The sequence below is a fragment of the Micromonospora sp. NBRC 101691 genome (assembly GCF_030269285.1).
GTDB lineage: Bacteria > Actinomycetota > Actinomycetes > Mycobacteriales > Micromonosporaceae > Micromonospora > Micromonospora echinospora.
This window is the reverse complement of the sequence record NZ_BSTB01000001.1, coordinates 749,955-768,270: the sequence shown is the minus strand read 5'-3', so window position 1 is coordinate 768,270 and position 18,316 is coordinate 749,955. Positions and strand designations below refer to the sequence as shown.

General features: G+C 72.2%; 16 protein-coding genes. 11 read left to right on the top strand and 5 right to left on the bottom strand.

The window, feature by feature from the left end; all coding sequences use genetic code 11:
* Window positions 1–6: 6 nt before the first annotated feature.
* Window positions 7–2,220, bottom strand: coding sequence for an MMPL family transporter (locus QSK20_RS03275; protein WP_285787029.1), 2,214 nt, complete (start codon window positions 2,218–2,220; stop codon window positions 7–9).
* Window positions 2,221–2,638: 418 nt separating this feature from the next.
* Here QSK20_RS03275 and QSK20_RS03270 point away from each other — a divergent pair, with 418 nt between their 5' ends.
* From QSK20_RS03270 to QSK20_RS03220, 11 genes are read left to right on the top strand one after another with little or no spacing between them, the layout of a single operon-like run.
* Window positions 2,639–2,920, top strand: coding sequence for an acyl carrier protein (locus tag QSK20_RS03270; RefSeq protein WP_285787028.1), 282 nt, complete (start codon window positions 2,639–2,641; stop codon window positions 2,918–2,920).
* Window positions 2,917–4,089 carry an acyl-CoA dehydrogenase family protein gene (locus QSK20_RS03265; RefSeq protein WP_285787027.1) on the top strand — a complete coding sequence of 391 codons (1,173 nt, stop codon included), beginning with the start codon at window positions 2,917–2,919 and terminating at the stop codon, window positions 4,087–4,089. The genes QSK20_RS03270 and QSK20_RS03265 overlap by 4 nt, the downstream gene beginning before the upstream one ends.
* Before the next feature lie 5 nt (window positions 4,090–4,094).
* Window positions 4,095–4,793, top strand: a complete 699-nt coding sequence (locus QSK20_RS03260; RefSeq protein WP_285787026.1) for a hypothetical protein — start codon at window positions 4,095–4,097, stop codon at window positions 4,791–4,793.
* The gene (gene ubiG / locus QSK20_RS03255; RefSeq protein WP_285787025.1) at window positions 4,793–5,584 is read left to right on the top strand and encodes a bifunctional 2-polyprenyl-6-hydroxyphenol methylase/3-demethylubiquinol 3-O-methyltransferase UbiG; all 792 of its coding nucleotides are present in this window, start codon (window positions 4,793–4,795) and stop codon (window positions 5,582–5,584) included. The genes QSK20_RS03260 and ubiG overlap by 1 nt, the downstream gene beginning before the upstream one ends.
* Window positions 5,585–5,587: 3 nt before the next feature.
* A complete protein-coding gene (locus QSK20_RS03250) occupies window positions 5,588–6,064 on the top strand; it encodes an SRPBCC family protein (protein WP_285787024.1) in 477 nt (158 codons plus the stop codon).
* Window positions 6,061–7,137 carry a type III polyketide synthase gene (locus QSK20_RS03245; RefSeq protein WP_285787023.1) on the top strand — a complete coding sequence of 359 codons (1,077 nt, stop codon included), beginning with the start codon at window positions 6,061–6,063 and terminating at the stop codon, window positions 7,135–7,137. The genes QSK20_RS03250 and QSK20_RS03245 overlap by 4 nt, the downstream gene beginning before the upstream one ends.
* A gap of 44 nt (window positions 7,138–7,181) precedes the next feature.
* Complete coding sequence (locus QSK20_RS03240) at window positions 7,182–8,651, top strand: aminotransferase class III-fold pyridoxal phosphate-dependent enzyme (RefSeq protein ID WP_285787022.1); 1,470 nt, start codon at window positions 7,182–7,184, stop codon at window positions 8,649–8,651.
* Between the two features lie 37 nt (window positions 8,652–8,688).
* Window positions 8,689–10,167: an aminotransferase class III-fold pyridoxal phosphate-dependent enzyme gene (locus QSK20_RS03235; protein WP_285787021.1), complete on the top strand. Its 1,479-nt coding sequence runs from the start codon at window positions 8,689–8,691 to the stop codon at window positions 10,165–10,167.
* A 28-nt stretch (window positions 10,168–10,195) separates the two neighbouring features.
* Window positions 10,196–11,953, top strand: a complete 1,758-nt coding sequence (locus QSK20_RS03230; RefSeq protein WP_285787020.1) for an AMP-binding protein — start codon at window positions 10,196–10,198, stop codon at window positions 11,951–11,953.
* A complete protein-coding gene (locus QSK20_RS03225) occupies window positions 11,950–12,543 on the top strand; it encodes an NADPH-dependent FMN reductase (RefSeq protein WP_285787019.1) in 594 nt (197 codons plus the stop codon). Before QSK20_RS03230 ends, QSK20_RS03225 begins: the two co-directional genes overlap by 4 nt.
* A 32-nt stretch (window positions 12,544–12,575) precedes the next feature.
* Window positions 12,576–13,469, top strand: coding sequence for a methyltransferase domain-containing protein (locus tag QSK20_RS03220; RefSeq protein ID WP_285787018.1), 894 nt, complete (start codon window positions 12,576–12,578; stop codon window positions 13,467–13,469).
* 74 nt (window positions 13,470–13,543) lie between these two features.
* Here QSK20_RS03220 and QSK20_RS03215 read toward each other — a convergent pair whose 3' ends face one another.
* The 4 genes from QSK20_RS03215 to QSK20_RS03200 all read right to left on the bottom strand — a co-directional run bounded on the left by QSK20_RS03215 (window position 13,544) and on the right by QSK20_RS03200 (window position 18,238).
* Window positions 13,544–15,601 carry a bifunctional copper resistance protein CopD/cytochrome c oxidase assembly protein gene (locus tag QSK20_RS03215; RefSeq protein WP_285787017.1) on the bottom strand — a complete coding sequence of 686 codons (2,058 nt, stop codon included), beginning with the start codon at window positions 15,599–15,601 and terminating at the stop codon, window positions 13,544–13,546.
* Window positions 15,598–16,167: a copper resistance CopC family protein gene (locus QSK20_RS03210; RefSeq protein WP_285787016.1), complete on the bottom strand. Its 570-nt coding sequence runs from the start codon at window positions 16,165–16,167 to the stop codon at window positions 15,598–15,600. Before QSK20_RS03210 ends, QSK20_RS03215 begins: the two co-directional genes overlap by 4 nt.
* Window positions 16,168–16,241: 74 nt before the next feature.
* Complete coding sequence (locus QSK20_RS03205) at window positions 16,242–17,288, bottom strand: HAD-IIA family hydrolase (RefSeq protein WP_285787015.1); 1,047 nt, start codon at window positions 17,286–17,288, stop codon at window positions 16,242–16,244.
* Window positions 17,285–18,238, bottom strand: a complete 954-nt coding sequence (locus tag QSK20_RS03200) for an L-tyrosine/L-tryptophan isonitrile synthase family protein (RefSeq protein WP_285787014.1) — start codon at window positions 18,236–18,238, stop codon at window positions 17,285–17,287. The genes QSK20_RS03205 and QSK20_RS03200 overlap by 4 nt, the downstream gene beginning before the upstream one ends.
* Between the last annotated feature and the right edge of the window lie 78 nt (window positions 18,239–18,316).

Sequence of the window (18,316 nt, the reverse complement as noted above, 5' to 3'; positions counted from 1 at the left end):
GGTCGGTCAGGCGGCGGGCACCGGCTCCGGGTCGGTGGCGCGCTGGCCGGCGGTGCTGCTGCGCTGCGCGGCCCGGCCCCAGACGCGTGGGCCGATCAGGTTCAGCGCGGCGGGCATCACCAGCAGTCGGATGACCACGGCGTCGAGGGCGACCGCGATGCCGAGGCCCAGGCCGAGCTGCTGGACCACGCTGACCTTCGCCACCAGGAACGAGGCGAACACCGCCACCATGATCAGGGCGGCGCCGTTGACCAGGCCGGCGGTGTCGCGCAGCCCGTCGGTGACCGCCCCCTGGTGGTCGCCGTGCTGGACGAAGTGCTCCCGCATCCGCGAGATCATGATGACCATGTAGTCCATGCTGAGCCCGAACATGATGGCGAAGACCAGCGCCGGGGTGGTGCTGTCGATCCGCTGGCCGAGCCAGTTCTGACTGATCGCGGTGAGCAGGCCGAGGCTGGCCGCGACCACCAGCGCGTTGAGCGCCAACGCCAGCAGCGGCAGCAGCCACGAGCGGAACGCGCGGGCCAGCAGGGCGATGGTGATCAGCGCGACCGCGATGAGGATGGCCGGCAGCGTGTCGATCAGGATCTCGTCGAAGTCGACGCCGGTGGCGGTCGCCCCGGTCACCTGGACGCGTACCCCGTCCGGAACGGCGCCCGGCAGTTCGTCGCGCAGGTCGTGGATCAGGTCGTGGGCGGCGTCGCTGTCCGGGTCGGAGCCGGGGATCACCACGACCCGGCTGACCAGACGGTCCCCGTCGACTCCCCAGAGCTGGTCGAATCCGGCCTTCGCCTCGGGCGGCAGCGCCGCCGACTGGCCGCTCACCGCGGCGGTGACCGCCTCGGCGGGGAGCCCGATGCTGGTCACGTCGGTGACCGTGTCGATCCGCTGCTGTTCCCGGACCGTGCCGGCGACCGCGCGGACGGCGTCGAGGAGCGTCGCCGGCGACGTGTCCTCGGGCGCGCTCACGACGACCTGCACCGGGAAGAGGTTGCGGAACTCCAGCGCGGCCTGGAGCCGTTCGATGCCCTGCCGGGAGTCGGCGTCCTCGGGCAGGATGGTCGCGCTGGCCACCGGCGACTGGAGGCGGATGTCGGTCATCGGCCAGGCCATCACCCCGAAGATCGCCACCAGGACGGCGAGGGTCAGGGCGGGCCGGCGCTGGAGCCGGGTGAGCAGACCGGGTCCGCCCTGCGTGGTCCGCTGGGCGCGCGGCTTGAGCGACAGCCAGTTGATCCGCCGGCCCATCACCGTGAGCGCGGCCGGGAGCAGGCTCATCGACATGGCCAGGGCGACCAGGGTGACCACCACGCCCGCGATGGCCATGCTGCTGAACACCATGATCCGGGGGATGAAGAGAGCGAGTAGGGCCACCACCACGGCCAGGCCGCTGAAGAGCACCGCGTGTCCGGCGGTCCGCATCGCGGTGCGCAGCGCGGGGACGTACGTGTCGCCCGCGACCAGTTCGTCCCGGTACCGCTTGATGATGAAGAGCGAGTAGTCGACCGCGACGGCGATGCCGATCAGGGACACCGCGTTGGTGTAGAGAGTGGAGAGGTCGGTCATGAAGGTGATCAGGTAGCCGATCGCGGAGGCGACCACGAGCGCGAGCCCGGCCAGCACGATCGGCAGCAGCATCGCGCCGACCGAGCGGAACACCACCAGCAGGACGACGATCAGCAGTGGGAAGGCGATCATCTCGGCGGTGATGGCGTCCTTCTCGGACTGCACGCTGAGGTCGTAGTCGAGGGCCTGCGCGCCGGTGACGTGCACCTGGACGCCCCGGTCCCGCATCGCCCCGGCCATGCGCTCGCGCAGGCCGTCGATCTCGTGCTGGATCGTGGACTTGTCGACGCGGAACCCGAGCTGGAGGAAGGTGGTGTGCTTGTCCGGCGAGAGCCACTCCGGATCCTGCCGGTAGTCCTGCACCGAGGCCACGTGCGGGGTCTCCTCGGCCACCCGGTTCGCCTCGGCCAGTTCGGCGGTGACGTCACCGTCCGGTTTGGTCAGCACGACCTGGAGGCTCTCCGGGGCCTCGTCGAAGGTGCGTTCGATGACCTTCTGCCCGGCGGCGGCCTCGCCCCGGGGATTGTCGAAACCCCCGGCCTTCAACGCCCCGGTGAGCGCGATCATCAGGGGCACGCAGATCGCGGCGAGGACGACCCAGATCGCGATGACGGTTTTCGGACGGGCTATGGAGAACCGGACGACGGCGTTCACGGACGTTGTGCTCCCTGGTCGCTCTCGACAGGGCGACCGATCCACCCGATCGCCGTCCGGCAGGGTCTCGTGACTCACTCGCGGCGCACTCGAGCCTCACTGGAGTGATCTACAGGTAGTGACGCTACGTGTAGCGGCGCTCTGATCACCATGCACCCTGAGTGATCGTTGAGGAATCCTCGAGTGAGCCTTGAGTGATTCGCGAGTGGCCCGTCCAAGCATTCAACCCCGTTGCGGAGCCAGCACGGCCGAGGTCGCCAACCCCGGGAGTGTGTCGCCTCAGGGTGCTCCGACCGTCGCCGCGTCCACCTCCGAAGGCGTCCTTTTCGTTACGGATCGGAGATACCCACGTGCTCGGAAGACTTTGTGGGATACAGCAGCTTCGCTGCGACCTTATCACTTTTGGCGGGGAGGGACGATGATCGGTCTCGATGAACACGTGCGGACGCTCGTCGACGACCTGGTCGCCGTGAAGCCGACCCTGCGTCCCGAGGAGATCCGGCCGGAGTCGTCGATCACCCGGGACCTCGGCTTCGACTCGCTGGACCTGGTCGAGCTGGCCGCCCGCATCCGCGACGCGTACCCCGACTTCGACCTGCTGCGCTGGCTGGAGGACGCGATGTCCTCCGAGGTGGACAGCGTCGGATCGATGGCGGAGCTGCTGGCGCGCTCCGGTGCCGCCGGGGAGGAGAAGCGATGAGCTCGGCCTCCGCCACCCGCACCGACTACGTCGCCCTGGCCCACGAGCTGGCGCCGAAGTTCGCCGAGAACGCGGCGCGGCACGACCGGGACCTCACCTTCCCGCACGAGAACATGGCCGAGCTGGTCCGCACCGGCTACACCGCGATGACCGTGCCACCGGAGTTCGGCGGCGACGGGGCCAGCCTGGCCGAGCTCTGCGAGGCGCAGCAGGTTCTCGCCGGTGGCTGCGCGTCGACCGCCTTCGCGGTCAACATGCACGTCCACGGTCTCGCGATGATCGCCCGCCTCGGCGGCCCGAGCGCCGAGTGGGCCTGCCGGGCGGTGCGCGACGGCGCGGTGATCTCCGGCGGGTTCAGCGAGCCGGGCGTCGGCGGCAACTGGTGGCACCCGACCACGCGGGCCGAGGAGGTCGAGGGCGGCTACGTGCTCAACGGCCGCAAGGGCTTCTTCACCGGCTTCCCGGGGGCGACGCACCTCTTCCTCTCCGCCGCCACCATGGACGACCGGGGCCTGCCGCAGCCGATGGCCTTCCTGATCCCCAAGCCGGAGAAGGGCGTCCGGGTCACCGCCGAGTGGGACGCCGCGGGCATGCGCGCCACCGGTAGCCACTCGCTGGCCCTGGAGGACCTCTTCATCGACGAGAAGTGGATGGTGGGGGAGCTCGGCACGCTGCCGTTGCTGTTCATGTCCGGCGTGCACTGGGCCTGGTGCAGCTTCGCCTCCTGCTTCGTCGGCATCGCCCGCGCCGCCCTCGACCACGTGGTGCGCACCCAGCAGCAGCGCGTGATCAGCGTGATCGGCAAGCCCAACGCGCACCTGCCCGGCATCCAGTTCAAGGTCGCCGAGATGGCCGCCAGGGTCGCCGCCGCGCGGGCGCACCTGGAGGCCGCGATCCACGCCGAGCACGACGACGTGGACCCGCTTCGGCACTACGTCGACATGAGCGTCATGAAGACCACCGTCACCCGGCTCGCGCACGAGGTGGTCACCCTCGGCATGCAGGTGCAGGGTGGGTCCGGCCTGGCCTCCAGCGACCCGCTCCAGCGGATGTACCGGGACGTCGTCGCCGGCCTGCTGGTGCCGCCGGCCACCGACGTCGTCCTGGAGTGGGCCGGCAAGTTGGCCCTGGACGTGCCGATCTTCGCCGAGCCGCGCTGGGTCGGGTGAGCCGGATGACCACGACGACCAACGGGGAGACCACGATGTCGAGCGCGGGTGTGGGGGTGGCCGCCGACCTGGCGGCGGACTTCGAGAAGCGCCGGGCCGGCCGGGTGGACGCCGGTGACCTGGTCGGCGAGAACCTGGCCGCGCTCGACGCGGCCGGGGTCATCGCCGCCGCCGACGGCGACGGCGCGCATCGGCGGCAGGTGCTGCGTACCGTCGCGGGAGGCTGCGGGGCGACTGCCTTCGCCCTCGGCGCGGCGCTGGCCGCCGGGCGGGCCGAGGCGGTGCTGCACCACGCGGCCGTCCAGTTCGGCCTGGCCGAGCGGGCGTACGCGGTCGCGGTCGAGCGGGTGCGGCAGCTCGGCGACCTCGCCCGGCAGCCCGGCCCGCAGTTCGCGGTGGCCCGGATGCGCGGGTCGCTGGACACCATGACCGCGCTGCTGGACCGGCAGGCCGGCCGGGCCGTCGGGGACGACGCCGCCGCGCTCGCCGAGGCGTGCACCGCCGGGCTGTACGTGGCCGGCGAGGCCGAGGCGGTGGTCTCCGCCGCGTACGACCTGGTCGACGCCGACGCGGCGGCGCGGATCGGCCAGATCTGGCACGACCTGAAGGCCACCGCGCCACCGGTGCCCGGAGCGCTCGCCCGGGAGCTGGTCGGCAAGGCCGCCTTCGGCATCGACCCGGCCGCGACCCCGAGGTGGGTGTGATGGCGGGCAACGACCGGCACCTGGCCGCGCTCGACCCGGACGCGGTCGCGATCGACAACGAGTACTACCACGAGGTCGGCGACTCCTGGTGGGACGCGAGCGGCCCGCTGCGCGCGCTGCACGACATGAACCCGGCCCGGGTGGCCTACTTCGACGCAACCGCCCGGCGGGCGTTCGGCGCGGACCGCTCGCGGGTGCGGGTGCTCGACGTCGGCTGCGGTGGCGGACTGGTCTCCGAGCGGATGGCCGCGCTGGGCTATCCGGTCACCGGCGTCGACCTCTCGGCCGGCTCGATCGAGACCGCCCGGCGGCACGCCTCGGCCAGCGGTGTGACCGTGGACTACCAGGTCGGCTCGGCGTACGAGTTGCCGAAGCCGGACGGCGCGGTCGACCTGGTGGTCGTCTCGGACGTGCTGGAACACCTGCACGACCTGCCCGGCGCGGTGGCCGAGATCGCCCGGGTGCTGCGTCCCGGCGGGATCGTCGTCTTCGACACGATCAACCGGACGGTGGCCAGCTACCTGAAGGCGATCGTGCTCTCCGAGAAGATCCTCAAGATCATCTATCCGGGCACGCACAACTGGAAGATGTTCATCCGCCCGGACGAACTGCGCGCGGTCTTCGCCGGGCACGGCCTCGATCTCACCGAGATCAAGGGCCTGGAGCCTATGGCCCCGCCGCACAAGCTCGTCCCCGCCACGCTGCGCGGCCGGGCGGTCGGCCCCTTCCACCTCACCCCGTCCACCGCCGTGAGCTACATCGGCCAGGCCGTCAAGTCCCAGGAGAGCTGACACATGGTTTGGATCAGGACCAAGACCAGGCGCGACACGGTCATCCGCACCAGCCGCGACGAGCTGCGCAAGGTGATGCTCGACATCGTCGGCACCGGAAAGCTCATGCCGGGGGTGGAGGAGCTGTCCCAGGTCGGCGACGACCTCTACCACTACCGGCTCGCCGAGGTCTCCAACGGCGTCGTCCGGTTCACCCCCGAGTACACCGCCCGGTTCGACACGTCCGACCCGGACGCGATCACCTGGGAGCCGGTGGGCGAGTCCAACTTCCGTTCCTGGGGCACGTTCCGGATCACCGACGGCCCGACCCCGGACGAGCAGGTGCTGGAGATCGACACCCGGTCCGAGGCGTCCGTCGACGTCGCCCGGGTGGTGGTCGTGCTGATCGAACCGTTCGCCCAGAAGGAGAGCGACGAGGTCACCGGCGGCTTCGTCAAGGCGATCCGCGAGGCGGTCGAGTCCGGGAGCGTGTCGGGATGATCACCGCGACCGAGCCGACCCGGCCGGCGCGGATCGTCGGCCTGCGCACCGCGCAGGCCGGCCCGGCCATCTCCCAGCGGAAGATGTTCGACTCCTTCTACCGGGACCTCTACGCGGACGTGCCGGACGCCGAGAAGCTCTTCATGAGCACCCAGGTCGACCAGCGCCGGCTGCTCTGGCCGCCGAAGGCCCACTACGGCGACGGCTGGCCCGGGATGCGGGCCCGGATCGAGGCCTGGGAGCAGGGCGTCCTGGCGATGGGTCGGGAGACCGTCGGCGGGGTTCTCGACGACGTCGCGGCCGACCGGGTGGGCAGCTACACCTTCGTCAGCTGCACCGGCTACGCCGGCCCGACCCCGGAGATGCTGCTGGCCAAGGAGTTCGGCCTGCGGAAGAACCTGCGCCGGACCTTCGTCGGCCACATGGGCTGCTACGCGGCCTTCAACGGCCTGAAGGTCGCCCTGGACTCCCTCGCCGGCCGCCCCGACCAGCTCGCCCTGGTCACCTGCGCCGAGGTCTGCTCGGTGCACCTGCGTCCCGAGGCGACCAAGGAACAGGTCGTGGTCACCGGCCTCTTCGGCGACGCCGCCGCCACCCTGCTGCTGGAGGCGGTGGAGGGCGACGTCGACGCGGCCGAGGGGCCGGTGGTCCTCGGCACGCATACCGAGACCCACCCGGAGACCTCGGCGGCGATGACCTGGAAGGTCATGGACGACGCGTTCCGGATGACGCTCTCGCCGTACGTGCCGGTCTACCTCGCCGAGACGATCCGGCCCTTCGTCGGCCGGCTCCTGGAGCCGCACGGCCTGTCGGTCGGCGACGTCGCGCACTGGGGCATCCACCCCGGCGGCCCGAAGATCATCGACTTCGTCGGCGAGCGGCTGGAACTGCCGGTCGCGGCGCTGCGCCCGTCGCTGGAGATCCTCAACTCCTGGGGCAACTGCTCCTCGCCGACGGTCCTGCTGATCCTCGACCACATCCTGCGCACCTCCCGCCCGCAGCCGGGCGAGTACGGCGTCCTGATGGCCTTCGGACCCGGCCTGACCATGGAATCCGCCCTGGTCCGCTTCTGATTCCGACCGCCAACCCCGAGAAACCCGAGAAACGGAGTCGGCCCATGGCCACCCCCAACCCGACCGAGAACCTGGTCGCCGACCTGCTCACCCAGTCCTGGGTGATCGACATGTTCACCGAGATCGGGGAGCGCCAGCGCCAGTCGATCGAGGTCTCCGGCCAGGTCCGGGAGCGCGCCGCGTCCAACCACGTCTTCTGGCCGTTCCACGCGCCGCAGTTCCCGCTGGTCGTCGCCGAGGCGTCCGGAAGCCGGATCACCGACATCGACGGCAACACGTACCTCGACTCGCACCTGGGCTTCGGCGCGCAGGCGCTGTTCGGGCACAACCCGCCGGCCGTGGTCGAGCACGTCCGGGAGCACCTGGGCCGCTCCACCGGCAACGGCTACCTGAACCTCACCGAGCTGCAACTGGTCGACCTGCTCGAGGACATCCTGCCGCACTGCCAGAAGTTCGCCTTTCTCAACTCGGGCACCGACGCCACCAACGCGGCGATCCGGCTCTGCCGGGCGCACACCGGTCGCCGGCTGGTGGCCAAGTTCGAGGGCGCCCTGCACGGCGTGCACGACCTGGCCGCGCACAACACCGCCTTCTGGTACCACGGCCACCCGACGCAGCCCTTCCCGGAGGTCACCGAGGACGGCATCGCGCCGCTGCCCTCGCTCACCGGCGTCGCGCCGGCCGCCAAGACCGAGCTGCTCATCCTGCCGAACGACACCGCCGCCGCGCTGGCGCTGATCGAGAAGCACCGCGACGAGCTGGCCTGCGTGCTCGGCGAGGCGGTCTCCTCGTCGTTCCCGTACGCCGAGCACACCGTCCCGCTGATCAAGGCGGTCGCGGAGCGCTGCCGGACCCTGCGGGTGCCGTTCGTCCTCGACGAGGTGCTCACCGGCTTCCGCTACGGGATCTCCGGCGCCGCCGCCCAGTTCGACATCCCGGCCGACCTGTACTGCTACGGCAAGGTGGTCACCGGACTCGGCCTGCCGCTGTCCGTGGTGGCCGGTCGCGCCGACATCATCGACCACATGCAGACCACCGGTCTGCCCCTGACCGACCTGGGCCGCAAGACCTGCGTGCAGACCACGCACGCCGGGAACCACCTCTCGCTGGCCGCCTCGTTCGCCTCGCTGAGCCTGCTCCGCGACGCCGGACCGGCCTACTACGAGCGGACCCGCGCCAAGGTCGCCACGGTGCAGAACCGGCTCGCCGAGTTCCGCACCGAGACCGGCATCCCGCTGCGGCTGCTCGGCTTCGGTGACTTCATCGGCTCGTTCGGCTTCGTGGCCGGCGAGTCGTACGACGACTACCGCGAGTTCGCCGCGGCGGTGAACCCGATCGGCCTGTTCCTGCTGACCCTGATGCTCCGCCGCCGGGGCATCTACACGCTCAGCCTGCCGATGTTCTTCACCGGCGACGCGCACAGCGACGCCGACGTGGAGGAACTCCTCGCCGCCGTCCTCGACTCCGCCCGGGAACTGGACAAGCACGGCTTCCCGTTCGTGCTCCCGGCCTGACCACTCAACCCCTCGAAACACGGATGGGCCAACGCCAATGACGATCGCCGACACCACCCCCGACACCCGCACCCCGGCCGAGATCCTGGCCGACGTCATGTCCCAGCCCTGGGTGGGCGACCTCTTCGCCGAGCTGACGGAGCGGCAGCAGAACTCCATGGCGTTGGCCGAGGAGGTACGGGAGCACGTGGTCACCAACCACGTGTTCCTGCCCTTCCACGCCCCGATGTTCCCGCTCGCCGTCGCCGAGGCCCAGGGCAGCCGCCTCACCGACGTCGACGGCAACACCTACATCGACTCGCACCTGGGCTTCGGCGGGCAGTCGCTGTTCGGCCACAACCCGCCGCAGGTGGTCGAGTTCGTCCGGGAGCAGGCGCTGCGCAGCACCGGCAACGGCTACCTCAACCCGCTGGAACTGAAGCTCGGCGAACTGCTCAAGGAACTGATCCCGCACTGCGAGAAGTTCGCCCTGCTCAACTCCGGCACCGACGCCATCGCCATCGCCACCCGGCTGGCGCGCGCCTACACCGGCAAGCGGCTGGTCGCCAAGTTCGAGGGCTGCTGGCACGGCACCGGTGACGTGGCCGCCCACAACACCTCGTTCTTCGCGCACGGCCACCCGAAGGTCAACCCGTTCCCGGAGATCGGCCCGGACGGCATCGCGCCGCTGACCGCCTTCACCGGCGTGCCGCAGCTGGAGATGCTGATCCTGCCGCACGACGCCGCCGCCGCGAGCAAGCTGATCGAGAAGTACGCCGACGACCTGGCCTGCGTCGTCGCCGACGCCGCCTGCCAGTCCTGGCCGTTCACCGACCAGACCATCCCGGAGCTGCGCGAGGTCGCGCACCGCTGCCAGGACCTCGGGGTCCCGTTCATCCTGGACGAGGTGCTCACCGGCTTCCGGTTCGGCACCGCGGGCGCGGCCGGCCACTTCGACATCCCCGCCGACCTGCACTGCTACGGCAAGGTCGTCTCCGGTCTCGGCCTGCCCCTGGCGGCCATCGGCGGCAAGGCGGAGCTGCTGGAGGCGGCGCACACCTCGGGCATGCCGCTGACCGACATCGGCAGCAAGACGTTCGTGGTGAACACCCACTCCGGCAACCACCTGTCGATCGCCGCGTCGTACGCCTCGCTGAGCATGCTCCGTGACGCCGGCCCGGCCTTCTACGAGCGGACCGAGGCCAAGGTGGCCCGGGTGCAGTCGCGACTGGCGGACTTCCGCGCCGAGACCGGCATCCCGCTGCGGCTGCTCGGCTTCGGCGCCTTCGCCGGCACGTTCGGCTTCACCGCCCGGGACTCCTACGACACCTACCGGGAGTTCGGTGCGGCGGCCAACCCACTCGGCCCGGCCGTGCTCACCCTGATGCTGCGCAAGCGCGGCGTCTACACGCTGAGCATGCCGATGTTCTACACCGGCGACGCGCACTCCGACGCCGACGTGGACGCCGTCTGCGACGCGGTGATCGACGCGGCCCGGGAGATGGGCCGCAACGACTTCCCGTTCGTCATTCCCTGATCGTTTCGCCACCCCATCGGAGCCCATCATGAGCATCGACAGCGGCACAGGCCCCGACCTCGCGATCCACCCCGACCGGCGGGGTTTCACCCCGGACCCCGCCGTCGGGCTCGCCCGGCTCACCCCGGCCGGCACGGTGGCCGGCGCGCTCGTGGAACGGGCGCGCCGGCAACCCGACGCGGTCGCCTACTACCTGCCGGACGAGCCCGAGGCCGACCAGCGGATCACGGTGGCCGGGATGCTCGACCGGGCGCACGCCGCCGCCGCGGCCCTGGCCGCGGCCGGGCTGCGCCGGGGTGGCCGGGTCTGTCTCTGCCTGGACACCTCGGCCCCGCTGCTGGCGGGGCTGTTCGGGGCGCAGTTGCTCGGCGCCGTCCCGTCGGTGCTCGAACCACCGCTGAGCGCCGGCCGCAAGCAGCTCTGGCTGGACCGGGTCCGGCACATCGTGGCGGTCGCGCAGCCGGAGGTGCTGGTCTGCGACGAGGAGCTGCGCGAGGCCACCGTCGAGGCCCTCGCCGACCTGGACGTCGCGGTGATCAGCCCGCCGTTCGGCGACGGGACGGTCGCCGACCCGGTGCTGGCGGCCGGTCCGGAGGAGCCGGCCTTCATCCAGTTCACCTCCGGCACCACCTCGGCGGCGAAGGGCATCGTGCTCAGCCACCGCGCGGTGCTCGCCGCGGCCTCGGCGATCGGCCTCGGCGGCCCGTTCCACGCCGACGACGTGATGGCGAGCTGGCTGCCGCTGCACCACGACATGGGCATGGTGGGGGCGACCATGACGCCGTTCCTGCTCTCCCTGCCGTCGGTGCTGATCCGGCCGCTGGCCTTCGGCACCCGGCCGGACCGCTGGCTGCGGCTGATCCACGAGTACCGGGCCACCATCTCGCCCGCGCCGAACTTCGCGTACCGGCTGGTCGCGGCGGTGGCCCGGAAGGTCGACCTGACCGGGGTGGACCTGAGCTGCTGGCGGGCGGCGTTCAACGGCGCGGAGGTCGTCGACGCCGGCACGCTGCGCGACTTCCTGGCGGTGACCGCGCCGCTCGGGTTCCGGCCGGAACACCTGCGGCCCTGCTTCGGCATGGCCGAACTCGGGCTCGCCGCCACCTTCTCGCCGGTCGGCACCCCGCCCCGGAGCGAGCCGGTCTCCCGGACCGCGATGGCCGAGCAGGGCCGGGCGTCGGCACCGGAGTCCGAGGAGGATACCCACCACTACGTCTCCTCCGGCATCCCGGTGCCGGGCACCAAGGTCCGGGTGGCCGACGGCAACCATGTGGACCTGCCCGACCGGCACGTCGGCCGGGTGCTGGTGGCCAGCGAGTCGATGATGACCGGTTACCTCAACGGCCCCGCCGACCCGCTGCTCGAACTGCGCGACGGCTGGCTGGACACCGGGGACCTCGGCTTCCTGCTCGACGGGGAGCTCTACGTCACCGGCCGGAGCAAGGACCTGATCATCCTGGCCGGGCGGAACTACCAGCCGCAGACCTTCGAACGCGCCGCCGAGACCGTCGACGGGGTGCGTGCGGGCGGCGCGGTGGCGGTCGGCGTACCCGACCCGCGCAGCGGCACCGAACGGATGGTCCTGGTGGTGGAGAGCCGGGCCCACCGGGATCCGGCGCGGGCCGCCGAGACCGCCCGCGCCATCGAGCGCGCGGTCGCCGACCTGACCGGGGTACGCCCCGGGAAGGTGGTCGTGGTCGCTCCCCGTACCCTGCCCAAGACCTCCAGCGGGAAGCTCCAACGTCCCCAGGTGGCCGCGATGGTGGCCGCCGGACCGCTTCCGTGACCGCCGTGGAGCTGGCACTGCTCGGCGGATCGTTGCGGCCGGGGTCGGTCAGCGAGCGGGTGCTGCACGCCTGCGCCGACCTCGCCGCCGACCGTGGTGCCGGCACCACGGTGCTCACCGCGACGGACCTGGACCTGCCGCTCTACCAGCCCGGAGGCACGCACCGCCGGCCGGCCGCCGCCGCGCTGCTGGCCGCGGTGCGTCGGGCCGACGGCCTGATCGTCGTGTCGCCCACCTACCACGGTGGCATGTCCGGACTGCTCAAGAACGCCCTGGACCACCTGGAGGACCTGGCCACCGACCGGCCCGCCTACCTCGACGGGAAGGTGGTCGGCTCGGTGGCGGTGGGCTGGAGCGAGCACGGCGCGGCGACCGCGGTCGCCGCGCTGCGCACCACCGTGACGTCGCTGCGCGGCTGGGTCACCCCGATGGCGGTCGCGGTCAACTCGATCGAGCTGGCCGCCGTCGAGGACGTCGACGCGGCGATCCGCGCCGACGCCCGACTGATGCGCCGGCTGACGATCCTGGTCGGCCAGGTCACCGACTTCGCCGGCCGGGGCTCCGCCGCCCGCCTGGTTCCCAGCGCCTGACCCACCCCCTTTCGCGACAAGGAGAGCGCCACGTGAGCACCCAGACCACCGACACCGGCATGAGCCAGGAGGGCTCGGTCGAGGACCTGCACCGGGCCGTGCGCGACCACTACGACAAGCTCGTCGACCTCTACGAGGACCTGTGGGGCGAGCACATCCACCACGGCTACTGGGACCTCGACGCGCCGAACGTGTCGCGGGACGTCGCGCAGCGGCGGACCACGCAGGAGCTGATGCGGTTCGGCGGCATCCCGCAGGGCGCGCGGGTGCTCGACTCGGGCTGCGGCATCGGCGCGTCGGCGGTGATGCTCGCCGCCGACCTGGGCTGCACCGTCGAGGGCATCACGCTCAGCCACGAGCAGGTTCGGCGGGCCACCGAGAAGGCGGCGGCGGCCGGCGTCGGCGACCGGACGTCGTTCCGGGTGCTCGACGCCATGCACACCGACTACCCGGACGACACCTTCGACGTGGTCTGGTCGATGGAGAGCTGCGAGCTGATGCCGGACAAGCGGGCCTACCTCGCGGAGAACCTGCGCATCCTCAAGCCGGGCGGCCGGCTCGTGGTGGCCACCTGGACTAGCCGCGACGACCAGCTCGACCCGAAGGAGGTCAAGCTGCTGCGCCGGCTCTACCGCGACTTCGCGATCTCGCACGTGCTGCCGCTGGAGCACTACGCGAAGCTCTGTGGCGAGCTGGGCTACACCGACGTGCGGACCGCCGACTGGACCGACAACGTCCGGGCCACCTGGGCGCTGTCGGCCGACATCGTCAAGCCGCTGATGCGCGACCCCTCGTACGTGTGGAAGCTGGTGCGGGCCAAGGGCGCGGACATCTTCCGCTTCCTCAACTCCGTCCCGCTGATGAAGCAGGCGTACGACAAGGACGTCATGCACTACGGCGTCTACACCGCCGTCAAGCCCGGCTGACCGGCACCGCCCCGCCACCGCACCGGCTTCCCGTCGGGGACGCGTCCGCGCCGCCCGACGGGAAGCCGTTCTGCTCAGCCCCGCGGATCGTCCCCGCCACCGGCCCCGGAGCGGTCGTCGCCGACCGCCACGGTCCGGTCGTCGTCGGCGCTCGCCACCGCGTGCGGGTCGCCACCGGTCGTCGCGGCCCGGTCCGCGCCGGTCGTCGTGGGCCGAGTGCCGGTCGTCGCGGCCGAGCCCGCGCCGGTCGTCGTGGCGGCGGAGCGTCCGAGCAGGGCGAGCCCGGCCGTGGTCAGCACCACCGCCGCCACCAGCGCGGTCCACGCCGCGTACCGGTGGTCGACCGCCGGGACCGGTGCCCAGTCCGTGCGGACCAGGTCGAACCACTCGGCCGACCGCAACCGGTCGCTGCGCCACACCAGGACGGCGAAGACCAGCAGGGCCGCCGTGACGGCCGCCAGGACAGCCCCGCCGACCCGACGGGGGCGGTGGCGCAGCACCGTGGCGACCGCCCCTCCGGCGGCCAGGAACGCGGTGAGCATCCCCAGATGCCCGACGTGCCGCTGCATCAGCCAGCTCAACACCGGGGCGAAGTACGGCAGGTAGAGGCAGACCACGAAGGCGACCACCGCGCTGACCGGGTGCGCCAGCCCCCGGGCGGGACCGCTGCGGCGCAGCGTCTCCCACCACTGGAGGGCTCCGGGCAGGTCGGACGTCGGTCCGGAGCGCAGCGTCGCCCCGGCCAGGGCGCCGGGCGCCCCGCCGCAGACCAGCAGCGGGACCACCACCAGCAGCGCCAGGTGCTGCCCGATGTGGTGGGCGTGGGTCACCGCCGCGTACCGGGCGAAGCCCAGGCAGGTCACCGCCACCAGCACCAGCATGCCGGCGAGGAAGCTGATCGTCCGGGCCGTCGGCCAGACCCGGCCGGTCCGCCGCAGCCGGCGTACGCCGGCGAGGTACAGACCCCCGCCGATCACGGCGATGAGCAGGAAGTACGCGTCCGGGACCGGTTGACCCAGCAGTCGGGCCACGGTCGGCGCGGCGGGCAGCGGGAAGCCGAGGAGTTCGGTGTAGACGTCCGGCTCCACCGGGTCGATGGTGACCGGCGACGGGGCCCGGGACATGGCCACCCCGACGGCCACGATCCCGGCGAGCACCAGGATCTCGACCGAGGCGAGCCGACGGAACGCCCCCGCTCCACCGGCGGCGAGCCGGGGCAGGGTACGCGACCGGTGCGCGGCCCCGAAGACGCCCAGCGCCACCAGCACGACGCTCTTGACCAGCACCAGCACGCCGTACCGGGTGCTCCACAGTTCGTCGGGCTGGTACAGCCGGATCGCGGTGTTGGCGATCCCGCTCAGCCCCATCAGCACGAAGCACCAGAGCGCCATGGTGCTGTAGCGCTGGGCCGCCCGGGGCAGCTCACGGTGACCGGGGAGGGTGAGCAGCGCGGCCAGGCCGCCGACCCAGAGGGCCGCCGCCGCCGTGTGGATCCCGACGCTGCTGACCGCGATCGCGTGGTTTCCGGAGCCCGCCGAGTGGCCGGTCAGGACCACCGGGAGGGTCGCCGCCACGGCCAGCAGGGCGGTGACCGCGACTCCGGTACGGGTGATCACCCAGCGGGTCGCCGCGAACACCACGGCGATCATGGCCGCCGCGATGACCAGGCCCTGCCCCTGCGACACCGACATGGCGAGGCTGAACACGGTGACCGTGGTGACCTGGTCGACCGGGTTGCCGAGCAGGCTGGAGGCGGTCAGCGGCAGCGCGGCCAGGGTCGCCAGCAGCCAGAGCGCCGCCGTCCAGGACGCCCGGCGGAGCAGGAGGTACCCGACCGGCCCGACCAGCCGGTCCAGCCCGGGCAGGAGGAACGCCGCGGCGACCGTCCAGCCGACGGTCAGGACCCCACCGACGTAGCTCAGGGTCCGGGCGACCGGCAGCGCCCAGGCGGTGAACGCGCCGCCGTCGGGCAGGCCGAGGATCTGCTCGCGATCCGTGCCGCCGCCGTACCAGAGCGCGAGGGCGAGGACGACGGACCCGACGGCCGCCGTGGCGGCGACGAGCCGGGCGGGGCCGGGGTCGCGCCGTACGGTGACCGGCGTGTCGGCCGGGCGCTGCTCGATCCGGGTCACTTCGGAAGGTTCCTCGCCGACCGGCGGGGGCCACGCGTCCGGGAGGACAGCGCCACGCCGGCCGCGAGCAGCACGAGCCCACCGCCGGCCACCAGCACCCAGGGCGTGCCGGAGCGTGAGGTGGGACCGTCCTCCGCCTCGGCCGGGGGCAGGACCGCCGGCTCCTGGCCGGACGGCAGGTCCACCCGGAAGCGGAACTCGCCCTGCACCGGGTGCCCGTCGGAGCCGACCACCCGCCAGGCGACCCGGTACGAGCCGGAGCCGGTCGGATAGACCGGTTGGCGCAGCCGGAACTGGTCGACCTCGACCTCACCCCGCAGGTAGGACCGGCCCTCCGGCCCGGCCACCACGATCGTGACGAACTGTTCCCGGACGCGGTCGTCGAAGGTGAACTCCACCGTCTCCACCGGAGCCGAGAGGGTGGCGTCCTCGGCGGGGGAGGTGCTCGCCAGGCGGGCGTGCGCGCTGGCCGGGGTCGCGGTGACCGCCAGCACGACGGCCACGGCGGCAGCCGCCGCTCCCACCTGTCGGATCACCAGGCCGGCCGGGCCGGACCATCGGGGCATTCGGAACTCCTCTACTCAGGCCATACGATCAGGAGTCGTTCCTCGTGCCCGTCCGGTTCCATCGGGAGTCGGGATCACGTTCGCAGACTCTCCCGGTGCCGGGGCCGCACCAGGTCCCGGGAGCCGGCTGCGACGACAGCGGGACGGCCCTCGTCCCGGGCGGTCCACACCGCGTGACACAGCACCCGGACGCCGTCGGCCGGGTCCCCGGGGCCACCCGCCAGGACGATCTCGTCGCCCTCCCGACGGGTGTGCCAGGGGCCGCAGTCGTACCGGTCGTCCGCGCCCCGCACCGGCGGTGGTGCCTTGAAGAGACCGCGCAGGTCGGTGACGACATGGGTCGGCCGGTGCGGGGGCGGCGCGTCGAGCAGGTGGTCGACGCCGGTGACCCCGGTCAGCACGAGCACGCTGTCCAGACCGCTGCGGCGGGCGCCCTCGACGTCGGTCGTCAACCCGTCGCCGACCATCACGTGAGGACCCGGTCCGTGCCGGGCAGCGTACTCGAAGATCGCCGGTTCCGGCTTGCCGGCCACCTGCGGCACCCGTCCGGTGGCCAACGTCACGGCGTGCACGAGCGCGCCGTTGCCCGGCGCCATGCCGCCCTCCCGGGGCACCGCGAGGTCCATGTTCGTGGCGATCCAGGGCAACCCCCGGGCGACGGCGTAGGACGCCTCGGCCAGTTGCCGCCAGTCGACCTCGGGGGCCGATCCCTGGACCACCGCCACCGGGTCGTCGGCGGCCGACCGGACCGGGGTCAACGCCTCCTCACGCAGGGCGGTGAGCACCGCCGCTCCACCCACCGCGAGCACCCGGGACCCGGCCGGAACGGTGGCGGCGGCCATCGCCGCCGCCACCTGCGCCGAGGTGACCACCGACCCGACCGGCACCGGGACGCCGAGCCGGTCCAGGAGGGCGGCCACCTCGGCAGGCGTCCGGGAGGGGTTGTTGGTGACGAAGACCCGCTCCCGTCCGCGCCGGGCCAGGTCGGCGAGGGCCGGCGGGGCGTGGTCCACCGCGACGGCACCGCGGTAGACCACACCGTCCAGGTCGAACAGCATCGTCCGGTAGCGCTCGACCAGCGGGCGGTCATCGCCCCACGGACTCGACTCCACAGTGGTCACTCAGGAGAGTCAACCACGAAGTGGCTCGGCCGTCCGTCCTGGTACACCAGTTTGCCGATCTTCTCGGCCTCGGCCCGGGGCATCAGCGCGAACCGGCCGTCCGTGCGCAGCACCGCCACCGAGTGCCAGGGGGTCAGCCACATGTCCCGGATCTCCAGCAGCCGGATGCCGAACTTCGCCGCCCCGCAGGGCTGCGGGTGGATGGAGAGCCGGACCGACACGGGGTAGTGGTCGGCGATCAGGTCGCCCCAGGCGCGACTGCGCTGGATCACGCCGTACGCCCGCGCCCGGCAGTCCCGCTGGAGCGCCGCCTTGCTGTCGTGCCACTCGCTGACGTCCTCGACCAGGAAACGGGTGATGCCCCGGTAGAGGCTCAGCGTCTTGTCGTCGGAGCGGACCTCGTCCCGCAGGCTCTCCAGCGACTGGGCGTACTGCTCGGTCAGCAGCTTGCGCTTGCCGTCGTAGTCGTGGCCGGCATAGACGTCCTGGAGGCTGAAGGCCTCGATGTGGGACAGCCCGTGCCGGTCGACCATCGCCTGGATCTCGTCGCCGTACTCGGTGATGTGGTCGTCCGGCACGCGGATCAGGTCGCCGAAGACGTGCCCGTCGGAGCAGAGCAGCATCCGCGCCCCGGGGGTGTGCACCTTGGCGACCTGGTCGCAGAGCTGGTTGAGGAACTGGAGGGAGAGCAGCTCGCCCATGTCGGGTAGGTGACCGAGGACCTTGCGCCGGTTCGGGGACTTGCAGGGGAAGGCCGGCAGCGTGAACAGGATCGGTTCCTGCCGGTCGACGAAGTGCCGGATCGCGGCGAGCTGCTCGGCGAAGCAGTCGGTGTGCTCGTGCTCGTTGGCCTCCGACCGGCGGTGCGGCAGGAGGAACCGCAGGATGACGTTCGAGATCAGCTCGGCGCTGGTGTGGTCCTGCGGCGCGGAGCGGGTGGAGCTTGGCATGGTCTTCTCCCAGCTGACATCACGCTACGGAAGGGGAGGGCCCGAGCCGGTCATCGGTGACCAGGCGTGGGCGCCCGG

What these genes read in the sequence shown, in the direction of transcription:
- QSK20_RS03250 (WP_285787024.1), top strand. Translation starts at nt 5,588, where the DNA reads ATGGTTTGGATCAGGACCAAGACCAGGCGCGACACGGTCATCCGCACC.
- QSK20_RS03200 (WP_285787014.1), bottom strand. Translation starts at nt 18,238, where the DNA reads ATGCCAAGCTCCACCCGCTCCGCGCCGCAGGACCACACCAGCGCCGAG.
- QSK20_RS03230 (WP_285787020.1), top strand. Translation starts at nt 10,196, where the DNA reads ATGAGCATCGACAGCGGCACAGGCCCCGACCTCGCGATCCACCCCGAC.
- QSK20_RS03260 (WP_285787026.1), top strand. Translation starts at nt 4,095, where the DNA reads ATGACCACGACGACCAACGGGGAGACCACGATGTCGAGCGCGGGTGTG.
- ubiG (WP_285787025.1), top strand. Translation starts at nt 4,793, where the DNA reads ATGGCGGGCAACGACCGGCACCTGGCCGCGCTCGACCCGGACGCGGTC.
- QSK20_RS03235 (WP_285787021.1), top strand. Translation starts at nt 8,689, where the DNA reads ATGACGATCGCCGACACCACCCCCGACACCCGCACCCCGGCCGAGATC.
- QSK20_RS03270 (WP_285787028.1), top strand. Translation starts at nt 2,639, where the DNA reads ATGATCGGTCTCGATGAACACGTGCGGACGCTCGTCGACGACCTGGTC.
- QSK20_RS03240 (WP_285787022.1), top strand. Translation starts at nt 7,182, where the DNA reads ATGGCCACCCCCAACCCGACCGAGAACCTGGTCGCCGACCTGCTCACC.
- QSK20_RS03245 (WP_285787023.1), top strand. Translation starts at nt 6,061, where the DNA reads ATGATCACCGCGACCGAGCCGACCCGGCCGGCGCGGATCGTCGGCCTG.
- QSK20_RS03210 (WP_285787016.1), bottom strand. Translation starts at nt 16,167, where the DNA reads ATGCCCCGATGGTCCGGCCCGGCCGGCCTGGTGATCCGACAGGTGGGA.
- QSK20_RS03265 (WP_285787027.1), top strand. Translation starts at nt 2,917, where the DNA reads ATGAGCTCGGCCTCCGCCACCCGCACCGACTACGTCGCCCTGGCCCAC.